General features: G+C 36.9%; 10 protein-coding genes and 1 riboswitch. Of the genes, 6 read left to right on the top strand and 4 right to left on the bottom strand.

Annotated features, from left to right (window positions below; all coding sequences use genetic code 11):
• Positions 1-149: 149 nt before the first annotated feature.
• A complete protein-coding gene (locus tag GH741_RS00270) occupies positions 150-2,000 on the bottom strand; it encodes a DUF2207 domain-containing protein (protein WP_170287515.1) in 1,851 nt (616 codons plus the stop codon).
• A 219-nt stretch (positions 2,001-2,219) separates the two neighbouring features.
• Here GH741_RS00270 and GH741_RS00265 point away from each other — a divergent pair, with 219 nt between their 5' ends.
• A complete protein-coding gene (locus GH741_RS00265) occupies positions 2,220-2,435 on the top strand; it encodes a hypothetical protein (protein ID WP_153734776.1) in 216 nt (71 codons plus the stop codon).
• Between the two features lie 51 nt (positions 2,436-2,486).
• On the opposite strand, the gene GH741_RS00260 is transcribed toward GH741_RS00265, so the two are convergent.
• Positions 2,487-3,203, bottom strand: coding sequence for an HAD family hydrolase (locus GH741_RS00260; protein WP_153734775.1), 717 nt, complete (start codon positions 3,201-3,203; stop codon positions 2,487-2,489).
• A 170-nt stretch (positions 3,204-3,373) separates the two neighbouring features.
• Here GH741_RS00260 and GH741_RS00255 point away from each other — a divergent pair, with 170 nt between their 5' ends.
• The 3 genes from GH741_RS00255 to GH741_RS00245 all read left to right on the top strand — a co-directional run bounded on the left by GH741_RS00255 (position 3,374) and on the right by GH741_RS00245 (position 5,793).
• Positions 3,374-3,901 carry a hypothetical protein gene (locus GH741_RS00255; RefSeq protein WP_153734774.1) on the top strand — a complete coding sequence of 176 codons (528 nt, stop codon included), beginning with the start codon at positions 3,374-3,376 and terminating at the stop codon, positions 3,899-3,901.
• A gap of 291 nt (positions 3,902-4,192) precedes the next feature.
• A riboswitch (cyclic di-GMP riboswitch) is annotated at positions 4,193-4,275 on the top strand.
• A 184-nt stretch (positions 4,276-4,459) separates the two neighbouring features.
• The gene (locus GH741_RS00250; protein WP_153734773.1) at positions 4,460-5,182 is read left to right on the top strand and encodes a hypothetical protein; all 723 of its coding nucleotides are present in this window, start codon (positions 4,460-4,462) and stop codon (positions 5,180-5,182) included.
• Between the two features lie 434 nt (positions 5,183-5,616).
• The gene (locus tag GH741_RS00245; RefSeq protein WP_153734772.1) at positions 5,617-5,793 is read left to right on the top strand and encodes a hypothetical protein; all 177 of its coding nucleotides are present in this window, start codon (positions 5,617-5,619) and stop codon (positions 5,791-5,793) included.
• Between the two features lie 316 nt (positions 5,794-6,109).
• Here GH741_RS00245 and GH741_RS00240 read toward each other — a convergent pair whose 3' ends face one another.
• A complete protein-coding gene (locus tag GH741_RS00240; protein ID WP_153734771.1) occupies positions 6,110-6,244 on the bottom strand; it encodes a flavodoxin family protein in 135 nt (44 codons plus the stop codon).
• 278 nt (positions 6,245-6,522) lie between these two features.
• Between GH741_RS00240 and GH741_RS00235 the strand changes: the two genes are divergently transcribed.
• A complete protein-coding gene (locus GH741_RS00235; RefSeq protein WP_153734770.1) occupies positions 6,523-7,251 on the top strand; it encodes a response regulator transcription factor in 729 nt (242 codons plus the stop codon).
• Here the strand turns inward: GH741_RS00235 and sinI are convergent.
• Positions 7,243-7,380, bottom strand: a complete 138-nt coding sequence (sinI, locus tag GH741_RS00230) for a DNA-binding anti-repressor SinI (RefSeq protein ID WP_153734769.1) — start codon at positions 7,378-7,380, stop codon at positions 7,243-7,245. The two genes, GH741_RS00235 and sinI, sit on opposite strands and share 9 nt — an antisense overlap.
• A 101-nt stretch (positions 7,381-7,481) precedes the next feature.
• On the opposite strand from sinI, the gene GH741_RS00225 reads away from it, so the two are divergent.
• Complete coding sequence (locus tag GH741_RS00225) at positions 7,482-12,665, top strand: AAA family ATPase (protein WP_153734768.1); 5,184 nt, start codon at positions 7,482-7,484, stop codon at positions 12,663-12,665.
• The last annotated feature ends 26 nt before the right edge of the window (positions 12,666-12,691 follow it).

Raw genomic sequence — 12,691 nt, 5'->3', positions numbered from 1 at the left:
GGTGTAGGACAGGTACCTACCGGCGAGGGCAGTTCGTTCAATGCTTCTTATACTATACGCAAAAGAACCGTCCCTGCGCACCACTACTTCTCTAACTTGGCACCATACTCAAAAGAACCGTCCCTGTGTTCCACCTCTGCTCCCCGCTCTTATGCTTCTCTTACGCTTTCCCCCTTTTCATCTCGGTCGATTTCGATCTGTGGTGCTGTTAGCAAAATGCTTGGATCGAATGCTGCAACGGTAAATTTGGGATTATTGAGTAGGGGGTAATTTCCGCTTGCTAAAAGGGTAGCGGGAATTGCGTTGCATTGTTGTACAAATTTATTTTCCTGACGAAGAATGATTGCGTATTGCATCTGCCTCTCGATTACTTTCGGCGTAACCCCCAGTGGATATTGGTTTTTCTTAATTAACTTCTTTGCAAGTTTGATAGCTCTTCGTAATTCATTGCTACCATGTTTCCAACGAGAACTCGGAATCAGCACAGTTACGGTGCCGGCAAGCACGATAAAAATGAGAAAAATTCCTGTTGCAGCTGTCATTGAAAGGAAAAGACTAAGTATAAATGACTCAACAAATAGAAGGATCATGAGAATCTTATGGCATTTAAAATAGACAACAACTGAACCAAAGATAGTAAAAATTATCGTAACAACGTATTGTGTTTCTCGTGACCATACATCCGAGAAAACAAAGTAGGATAGCAACGAAATCGTAAGCAAGACAAGTGAGAAGGAAAATAGATGATAGGGAATATAAGTGTTCTTAACATTTTGAAAGGAGGGCTGTTCCTCAATCAACTCGCGCCATCTTTCAAAACATTGTTTAAAAACTTTGGAATAGTTATTTTTCTCCGTGCGACTTTGGATTTTTTGATCAGGAGCTGCCATTGATTCGAGCAAAAAGTAAGGACCAAGCTCATCTTTTCTAGTAAACAGCCATTCTTTAATATATTGATCACTTTCTCGAAGTTTTACTTGGGACCTTTTCCAGGTAAAGCGAAAAGTAGTTCCGGCATTTACTTCAGAAGGTACTTCAGAAATGGATATCAAGTTTCGTTGGTTCAAGGAGAAAAAAACGGCGATGATATCTTCCTCCGATAGTTTTGCTTCATTATTTAAGTATCTAACAAACAATGGATTAGATCTTTCCAATAGTGAAAGTAAAGCCTTGTTGTCGAATGGTAGTCTCTTACGATTTGGATGGAAAAAGAATAGCGCAGATCCAATTAGTAGAACGAGTATCATGAGGACGGCTATTAATCCAATACTATCATTGAAGTTTTCATCAATATTCTGATACCGCCATTGCAATGAACCTTCTGAAACTAAGACACTATCTTTGATATCTTTTGCTTGATCAACTGGACGATCTGCTAATTCAGCTGCTGGAAAAATTAATCGGAATGGATAGGATTCGGAATCAGATATTGAATTATACTGATACTGGATAGACCCATCAGCTGTTTGAATTTCTGGCTGTTGTCTAGAATGGAAAAAGAGAAATGTATCTTTTGAAATTTGTTTAGATGGAGTCTGTAGGTTAATTGCTACATCGTGCAATTCAAGTTGATTTAACTCAAAAAACGAGTAGCTTAAATCAGCCATGTCATTATATTTGGTTACTACATCACTAATCTGATAGCTGTAAAAAACTTGTTTATTTTCATCTTCTGTAGGAAAAGTAACCTGGTAACGATTGTTTTCTTTTTCTACCTTTAATGGTTCCAACCCTTCTGTCTCTAGATCAGCATTTTCTGCCAGATGAGGTGCTTTGTAGGCCTGGAAATTCTCTATGTTCGACTTCATTAATCGTGTTGTTCCTTGATTAGATCCACTAATAGTATAATTGTAGAGCTCTTTCACATGGATCGTTCCAACGGTGTCAATTTGAGCCAGGATATCAACACTATCGATGGTCACAGACTTATTTTGGTCTGAACAACTAACAAGAGTAATTACTATTAATAGTAGGAAGAGAATACTAAGTATTTTTCTCAATTTCAATCACCCTCTACAGATTCTGCGATGCGGTATGGATTAGTTTGAAAAAATAACTTGTCCAAAGGCATCTTGTCTATAAGATATGATGAAAAAATCGATATGATGTGTAGTTTTTCTCTTTGCTTAAATTGAAAAACGGACTCAAATATTTTTGGGAAAAACCATCTAAAATAGCATTCAATCCTTTTGGTTACATTATCATCGGGAGGTGAAAAAATGACAGATAAGAAAAAGGATAATATAAAAGAAGAAGCAAATGTGGAATTAGGTGGCATGGACCTCTATGGAACAACCACCAATCAAGAGATAGCTGGTTACCAAGCTTCCGGGGATATAGAAAACGCTGGTCATCCAGAAAAAGGCTTTAAGAAAGAAGAGGGACATCAGGGAGCTACTGCTTCAGTAGAAGGGAAACATCAAAGGGGAGATTGAACACAAAAAGTCAGGAGCTAATTGGCTCCTGACTTTTATGCAACAGAAGTTTTATTTAACTATAGAGTAGTCGTGTCGAAATACATCTAAAAGTTCCTTTGCATTATAAACTGTTTTGTCTGGTTTGATTGTGGTCGTAGGCAAGCTTCTCTTGCGATGGTTCATCCAAACGGCATTCCAACCAGCTTGTTTTGCACCGACGATATCATTGTCAAAAGAATCTCCGATATATACTGTTTTCCCTTTATCTAGCTGGAGTTTCTTTTCAATGATTTGGAAAGCTTCCTGCTTTGGTTTTGCATATCCTATTGCCCCGGAAATAAAATGGTGTTCTTTTGGAATCCATTTCTCTAGGTCTAGCTGTTTTATTTTCATAGACTGATGCTTGTCCTCGCCATTTGTAAGGACTGCGAGTTGCTTATCTTCTAGGTAAAGAGCATCTAGCAATTCAACTACTTCATCAAATAAAGTGATTTTCTGTTGTTCAGCCACATAAGCTTCTTGAAATTCTATCGCTTGTTCTCGGGTCATCGGTATCCCGAATTCATGGCAAGCAGCTGTTATCCGGTGTATTTGCATATCCAGTAGAGTAATTTCACCTGCTTCACTTTTATCAAACAATGCATCACTGTGCTTTCGGCTAGCAATATATAGCTTGTCGAGTTCTTCATCAGTAAACGATTCTTGGATCATTTGTTTTACAGTATTTTTAAAAGATTGTGCTTGATCGTATAGTGTATCATCGACGTCAAAGATGATTGTATCCATTAATCTGCCTCCTCTAAATTTGCCCTTCTATCATACCATTTTTGGACGCAAAAGAACCGTCCCTATGTTCAAAGAGTATCCCTAGGTATAATATTCAGGGTGCTGGTCCGACGGTTATAATTGGTGGTAAGTAGATAATTTTTACAATAAAAATTATGGAGGACTAGCAAATGATGAAAAATAAGGTTTTGCTTTTTATTGGTTTATTCATTATGACCCTTTTAGTTAGTGGGTGTGGAGATGATGACATTTCCATTCCGCTTGGAGAAAATGGGGAAAGTATATCTGTTGGTGGAAATGAAGAGGATGGATTTACATTTGAGACAGAGAATGAAGATGGAGAATCATTTTCATTAAGTTCATCTAAAGAAATACCAGAGGAGTTTCCATCAGAAATTCCATTTCCTGATAAATATGAAGTATTTAGTACATCTCAGATTAATGATAATGGTGATGAAGGAATAACTGTTTCCTATTTAACTGAATCGATGACATTTGATGAAGTCTGGGAGATGTACCAAGTTTTTAAAGAAGAACATGGCTATGAAAACGTTTCTGAAATGAAAATGGATGGAATGAATAGCATGACTATGAATAAGGGTGATGATGGTATGTCTGTTAACGTGATACCCGATGAAGAAGGAAAGCAAATAACTGTTACAATTACCTACTTTAAAAAAGCGGAAACGACTGAATAGGGTCAGTGATAATATCAATATCAAACCTAAGCTTAAGAGGCCTAATTAAAAATAAAGTTGACATTTGAAACTAATGAGAAGTCATATGGAGATTAAAATCTTCAAATGGCTTTTTTTATTTGATAATTCCGTTGTATTAAATCTCTTTTTGGAATGAATTTCACCACAATTTGAGAATTTATTCCAAGACATAACTTATTATGAAATTTTTTCTAAAAAAATCCGCAAAATATGTCGAAAATCATGATATAATAATTTTACATTTTTTGAAATATTAGAAAAATTTATAGATTGTGAAAAGAGCAAACCATCCTGAAAAGGTGGGACGCAAAGCACGGGTCTTAACTCAAAAGTATGACAGCCGGGCTACCGCATGGGATTAGATTAGAAGTACATCCAATCGTTCATGGGAGGGTGTATTTTTTTGTCTAGATAACTGTAAAATTGTTACATTTATTTAGAACTTAAGTTGTATAATCGACAGAACGGAAGGTTGCCTAGACCAGGTAGTGATGAACAATACACAATTAATTTAAAATAGAGAGAGGAGAATTTTATATGAAACAGGTGACATTGCTTTTATTTATCGTATTAGTAGCTTTATTTGGGTGCTCTAATAATGAAGCGGAAACAGAAATAGCTGGCAAGTCAAAAGATGAAGGTGCTGCGCTCAAGGACAAGAAAGAAACAGAAGCTCCAATGACTCAGGAAGAATTAGCAGCAAATTATTTTGAAGTTATTAATACCGATGATGTACAAGCTATTTATGACTCAGCTTATGAGGGGCAAACAGAAAGTTTAAAAGTTGGAATTGAGCAGATGCAAAACGAATTGGACGCTACTCAGTTAGAAATTAAATTGGAGAAGGTCATTGATAAAATAGAGATAGAAGACTACACTCTGCTCTTATTGATAACTAAAGTAGTGGATCAAGAAGGAAATATCCTCAACTATTCAACTGGACAAATGCCGTTTATGAAAGTGGATGGTGAATATCAGTATGCGTGGGATTTTTCTTTACTTCCTGACCGTATTTCCCAACAAAGAGACGTTGTTAATCAAAAACTTAACCAGTTACTGGAAAGTGATGGAGAAGTGAAACAAACTCTTCAATGGCTTGATGAACAGAATCAAATGCACCAAGAAGCGTTTAACATGCATTTACAAGCACACCAACAAGCCATTGACCAAAACAATCAAATGATGCAACAACAACAACTCCAACAACAAATGCAGCAACAACAGATGATGACTCCACCACCAGCACCAGTTGGATTTTAATAGTATTTGAAAATAGGATTAGGGTTTAACAATTTCCCCTCTTTAGCCAACATTCAATGAAATACACGTGTAATAAATATGTAATTTATTTGTAAACATTCCAACTCATAAATATTGTATGATTAATGTATAGGGGCATAAAAACTGGAATTAGCTAATTCACTAGTTAACTCCCCTCAGTTAGAAAATCATCCACATGTATTGAGGATGTTCAGTCACCACGGTCCAAGCCATTCAGGTCAGGTGCTCTACTCGGTGATTGATACAGAACATAGGTGTGCAATGAACAAAATCCATTCTGCTTTGCCAATCGACAAGGCGTCTTATCAATCTTGTTCCCTACATCATAACTTCACAGCCTATCCTAATTTGGCAATTTATATTGAATGCACACTTATTTTTGCTCCTTAAAAAAATAAATAGGAGGAAACCAAATGAAGTGTAAAGATTGTAATGGGGAAAGCTTAGTTAAATGTAAGAAATGCTCAGGAGAAGGATTTGATTACGGAATTCATCAGTGCGCAAGTTGCTCGGGTGAGGGTGAATATGCATGTCCGACATGTGGCGGAACCGGAAAGGTAAAGCTTTTTAAAAAGCTAAAGTCTAGTTAACAAATTCTCATTAAAAGCTAATGTATTATTAAAATTTTAAAATCATTAAGGGAGTTATTATTCGAAGATCAATTCGAGTAATAACTCTTTTTTGTCTGCAATATTTCTCAATGGTTGCTCGACTACACTAAAACGCTATAACTTCCTAACAATGCTAAAATCCTAAAATTAAAGATTGTTCCCCAACAGTAATAAGAGACTAGAAGGTTTGCCGAAAGCATTCCATCTAGTCTCTTATTATCCTAAACCGAATTTTTCATCAACCATAATTACTTTGCTCATAAAGTCTACTACAAATTGTAGGCATTCTTCGATATCATCTTTGTCCGGGTTCCATATCGATTTTTAGAGAAGGAAGGGGAAGGGACGCTCCGGATTGTTCAATTAAATCCTCTAAATGATCTAAAGCACCGCAAAAATATTCATATGATTGGTCCCCACATCCAAACAAGGCAAATGTCTTACTTTAACTTTACCAACAAGATGAAGGGACGTAATTGACGGAAATCAATTTTTGAATAATTTCTTTTATAATCGCTCGCTACATACAACAGAAAGTAACGATAACAATAGGTTGTCGTAAAATGTAAATATACAGTATAATAGGTCGTAGTCTGCCTTATTTTGAAAATTAGCACAATTGTCCAAGGTTATGATATTCCAGTTAAGCAAGCTAAATTTTTCTGATCATTCCTTTAATGGAATCGAAATATAAAAGGAGGCAAATCTATGGCGAGCGAGAGGATTTTAATTGTTGATGATGACGCTGATATGCGCGATGTCCTTGAACTTTTTCTGAAAAAGAATGGATATACTGTTTTTACAGCTGAGGATGGCTTGCAAGCGATAGATATCGTCGATAACATTGCGCCGGAGCTTATCATTTTAGATGTAATGATGCCTAATTTAGACGGGTTTGAGCTCTGTCAAATAATACGAAAGAAAACCGAAGTTCCTATCCTGTTTTTTAGCTCCAAGGATGAGGATATGGATAAAATACTTGGGCTTGGAGTTGGAGGCGATGATTATATTCCAAAATCGACGAGTATGCCAGTCATAGTTGCAAAGGTAAAAGCTCATTTACGAAGGATTCGAGTACATCAACAGGTGCTACCAATAATTGCACAGCCAGATACGCTAATAACCTACCCAGGATTAGTCATTAAGCTAGACAATGCAGTAGTCATCGCAAATGACTCAACGGTAAAACTGTCTGCAAAAGAATATCATTTATTATGCTTAATGGCACGTAATCCTGAGCGCGTATATAGTGTTGAACAGTTATTTGAATTGATCTGGGGTGAAAATAGTCTAGGAGATTATCGAACCGTTATGGTCCATATTAGCAATATACGAAAAAAAATTGAACTCAATCCGGAAAATCCAAAATACATACAAACACTTCGTGGAATTGGGTACAAATTTAATGGGTTTAAAGATAACAGATTCCTATTTTGATGCGGCCTGCTGTAGAAAAAGTCGAATTTCAGTAGTGCTTAGTCCAGATTGTTTAGCTTCCAACATTAAACGGAGCCAATCTTCGATATGAAGTTGGCGATGATCGGTAGATGATATTTCTTTACTCAATATTACTCCCCCTTATTCCCTAGCCTAAGCATAAGCGACCAAGTATAAATACAGTTAAAGTTTTGTTTAAATTTATCTTAAATTAAGTAAAGTAGAAACGGGTGATTGATCTGATAAAGGTGCCGGGTTATCGAATTGTAGATAAACTGATTGAAAATAACATATGGACACTATATAAAGCGTACTCGATAAATGATGACAGGGTTGTTGGAATTAAAAAAATGAATCAAATGAAAAATGCCCGTGATCAGGCTGAGATCATCCATGATTTTCAAGTAACAAAGGAATTGAGAAGTAAGTCCGTGCTCCAACCAGAAAAATTGGAGAGATATGGTAGTCAAATCTATGTAGTAACAGAATATTTTCAAGGTGTAACCTTGGAAAAACTGTTAAGCCAACATCCGTTTGATTTAAAGACCTTTTTAAGAATAGCCATTCAAATTTCTAACGTTGTTATGAATGTCCATCAAACCACTATTATCCATAAGTCCCTACAACCTCAGAATATTCTTCTTAATCATAGAATGGATGAAATTAAATTAACTGGATTTCATCAATCTACACAACTTACCTCAGAGATTCAACATCCCAATATCAGTCCCTATCAATTGAAAGAGAGGGTGGCTTACATGTCGCCTGAGCAGACAGGTCGAATGAATAGATCTTTAGACCATCGATCTGATCTGTACTCTTTAGGAGTTATATTTTATCAAATAGTAACAGGGAGGCTTCCGTTCCTAGCAGAGCACCCTGCAGAAATGATTCATCAACATTTAGCTAAGGTCCCGCCTTCGCCTAGAGATATTCATGAAGAAATTCCGGTTATTATCTCGGACATTATAATGATGCTATTAGAAAAAATGCCAGAATCCCGTTACCAAAGTGCCTACGGGTTAAAGGAAGATCTAGATACCTGTTTAAGTCTTCTTGATTCGGGCGAGGTTTGTTCTTTTCCATTAAAAGAGAAAGACAATGTAACTCTTTATGAAGTAGCCAGTAGATTATATGGTAGAAAGGAATCAATCAATCAATTAATAGAGGGGTTTGTACGTGTTCGAGATGGAGGAACAGAGTGTATATTCGTTTATGGCCCTTCAGGTATTGGTAAGACAGTGCTTGTAAATGAATTACATAAACCACTGGTCCGTGAAAAGGGATATTTCATTTCGGGAAAGTTTATTAAGTTGGAACAGCAAATACCCTATGCTCCGGTTATTCAAGCACTTCAAGAATTACTGAGACAAATTATGTCTGAGGGTTCAACAAGTATTGAAAAATGGCGCATCATCATCAACCAGGAATTGGGTTCGTACACAGCAGTTATTGCTAATTTTATTCCTGAGGTCAATTGGCTAATCGGTTCACAGGTGGAATTACCAGCATTACCACCAGAAGGAGTCCACAACCGGTTTCGACAAGCAATCAGAAAATTTATTGGGATTTTTTCAAAAGCGGAGCATCCTCTCGTTTTATTTCTTGATGATCTACAGTGGGCTGATGCGGCAACCCTTGACTTGCTTGAACACCTAGTAGGTAGTGCAGAAAGTCAGCATTTATTAGTTATTGGAGGATATCGGGATAATGAAGTCTATGTTGGACATCCGTTTGAGGTAATGTTGAAAAATATATCGGCTAGGAATGTGCCAATAACCCAGCTAGAGGTTGGTCATTTGAGTCCTGCTCATTTAGGTGAATGGATTAAAGATACATTAGCCATACACCAAACAGAAGCAGTTTTTCTGGAGGACCTTGTTTATCGAATAACACAGGGGAATCCGTTCTTTATCTCGCAAGTATTTCAATCGTTACAATATGAAGGAATAATTACCTTTGATTCGGCTCAAAGAAATTGGACATCGAATATGGAATCCCTAAAAGAGATCCCCATGGACGAGACAATTATTGACTTTATTTTAAAGAGAATCGCTAGACTAGATGAAGAAACGAAAGAGATACTTAATCTTGCTGCCTGTTTTGGTAATCGGTTTAATCTTTTATCATTGGCTCAGATTACCGAAAAAAGTTATGGTGATTTAGCTAAAAAGCTATGGAAGGGTTTAGAGGAAGGTCTAATTATCCCTCTAGATTCAAGTTATAAATGGGTCTATCCAAATGAGAACATGACGCTTTTGAGTGAGCATCCACCGAGCTATCTTTTTTTACATGATAAAGTCCAACAGGCTTTTTACATGGGTTTATCGGAAGAAATCCGAGAAGGAACTCATTCGAAGATTGGTTTGGAACTTTTAAGGCACTATGATGACAAAAAACGTGAGGAGCATATTTTTGAGATTGTCAATCATTTAAATAATAGCCCACACCTTCTCACTAATCAAAAACAGCTTGAATTAGTTGAGTGGAATTGGCAGGCTGGAGAAAAAGCGAAAAATAGAGCAGCAAAGGAATCTGCCCTGCACTTTTACCAGAAAGGTCTGGAATTACTTCCAGCTGATAAATGGGAAAGCCATTATTCAGCTACATTGAAAATTATGGTTGGGCTTGGCGAGGCTCAGTATTTAAACCATCTATTTGATGATGCGGAAGCAACGTTTGACGAGCTGCTTTTAAGAGCGCATTCAAATCATGAGAAACTGCGAATATATGATATGAAAATTATGCTGTACACCCATATCCACCGTGTTAAACAAGCAACAGCAGCTGGATTGGCTGGATTAGAATTATTCAATTGGAAATTTAAGAAGCAACCAAACAAGATGGACATAGCGAAGGAATATCTGTTGACAAAATTAGCTCTTATCCGGAGAAAAGATACCGATTTATTAAAACTTCCCGCAGTGACAGATAAAAACCAGCAACTAGTTATGCGAACACTGATTAATACGAACGCACCAACCTATCACTTCAATCAGAATTTAGCGACAATACTAATGCTGCGGGCACTGCGTTTGACTCTTAAACACGGGGATATGGACATAACTGCTCTTGTCTACAATAATTATGCACTAACAATGAGTGCTGGTTTTAATGATTACGATACGAGTTATCAGTATGGCAGGCTCGCCATTAATCATGTGGAAAAGTATCAGGATAATAGCCTAAAGGCAAGGGTCTATTTTGTTTTTGGAACCTTTGTTAATCATTGGAAAAAACATATTCGTTATAGTCTCGATTATTTAGAGCGTTCCCAACGGCTATGCATTGAGTCGGGAAACGTTTTCCTTGCTGGTGCGAACAGTTCATTTATCGGAATAATTTTGCTTATTAAAGGCGATAATTTGCAGGATGTATCAGTAGGAATAAAACGCCAGCTTGAATTTGCAAGCCAGAATGAATACGTGCTCTCCAACGATCTTCTTGGAGAGCTGGCTAACTGGATTGAAGTACTATCAAACAAAAATACTGCAGTGAATTGGGAGTTCCCCGAAATTACCAATGATCCATCTGCAACAATCATTCATTATACAGTTCGACTGCAAATGACGTATTTATTCCAAAATGAAGACCAAGCAATCGAGATTATTGAAAGGTTAGAGTTGTTAGTTAAAGAAACAATGATTCTAATTGTTGCTCCCGACTATTGCTTTTATCATGCACTCTGGACCGCGAAATTCATCCGAAATGCCACACTTCCAATAAACCAAGGTAAAGCAAGAATGGTAAAAAAACTAGCAAAGTTGAAAAAGTGGGCAACCCATTCGCCAACAAACTATATGCACAAGTATTTGCTTGTAAAAGGCGAACTGGCCCGCGTTGAAGGAAATGGTGAAGAGGCGATTCGCTTGTACAATCGTGCAATTAATTTAGCGGAGGAAAACGGTTATTTACAGGATGTAGCCATTGCAAATGCTTGTGCTGCAGACTACTACCTTGATAAAAAGCTACCGAAATCAGCAAAAACGTATATAATGGATGCCTATCTAACTTACCAGACATGGGGTGCAGAACGTATTGCTTATGACTTAAGCCAAAAGCATCTAGAACTGAATTTAAATTTCAATTTCAATGAAGTTGCAGCGACAGTTCAAATGGAGAACGAATCTTTAGATGTTAATACTATTTTTGAAGCGGCCGGAGTTATCTCTGGTGAAATTGTTTTAAACAGGCTGTTAAGGAAATTGCTACCAATTGTTTTATCCAATGCCGGAGCTGAATATGCCCACCTTTTCCTAACTAAAGATAACAATCCATATTTGACTGCAACGAGTGACATTAATAGGAATGTTATTATTCATGAGAACACAGAACAATTAAGTGACCATGGACTTTTTTCTAAGACCATCGTTAATTATGTTGCTCATACGAAGGAAGCTGTTGTACTAGGGGATGCGGCAAATAAAGGTGCTTTTGTAGAAGATCACTATATTAAAGAACACAAAGCACTGTCAATTTATTGTCTCCCGATACTATACCAACAGAAAGTTACAGGTATTATATATCTAGAGAACAATCAAGCAACTAACGTGTTTACTAAGGAAACCATCACTTTACTAACATTACTGGCCTCACAAGCTGCAATAGCGATTGAAAATGCTCATTTGTATGCGAATTTAGAAGAGAAAGTTGACACTAGAACTAAGTTATTAAAAAAGGCAAATCAAAACCTGACACTCGCAAATAAATCGTTGGCAGAAACAGAAGAAGTAAGAAGGAAGATGCTGTCTAATATCTCTCATGATTTACGATCGCCAATTGCAACGATACATGGATATGTAGATGCCATTTTAGATGGTTTAGTTGATGACCCAAAGCAACAAATAGATTATATGAATGTGATAAAAAGGCGTTTAACATTATTAAATAGCCTTGTTCAGGATCTATTCGATCTAGCTCAGCTCGAATCAGGGAATGTTTCTTTCACCATGGATATAGTACCAATAGATCAGTTATTTGAGCGCTTATGCAATCAGTTCGAATTAGAGGTGAATAAGGCCGGACTACGTTATCATTGGGAAATTACCCCATACGGTGAAATATATTATCCTTTAGTTGAAGCTGATCTGCAGCGAATGGAGCAGGTAATGAATAATTTAGTATCCAATGCGATTAAACATACAAAAAAAGGAGAAATTCGAATAAGTTTGTCCCTTGAAAGTAGCAGTGAAGCAATTATTGCAGTCCAGGATCAAGGCACAGGAATTTCACCATCTGAGCTACCTTATGTATTTGACCGCTTTTATACCAACCGTAATCAAAGCGGGGAACAAGGGCATGGCTTAGGATTAGCTATTAGTAAAGAGATCATTGACGCTCACAACGGAGAGATTTGGGTTGAAAGTAAAGAAGGAGAGGGAACTAGATTTAGCTTTTCGCTGAAGGTTTTTTAAGTTTAAGAAGAGACACAAAACGCGGA

The sequence above is a fragment of the Aquibacillus halophilus genome (assembly GCF_009649745.1).
GTDB classification, from domain to species: Bacteria; Bacillota; Bacilli; order Bacillales; family Amphibacillaceae; genus Aquibacillus; species Aquibacillus halophilus.
Note: the sequence above shows the minus strand (reverse complement) of the source record. Positions and strands in the feature narration are given on the sequence as shown.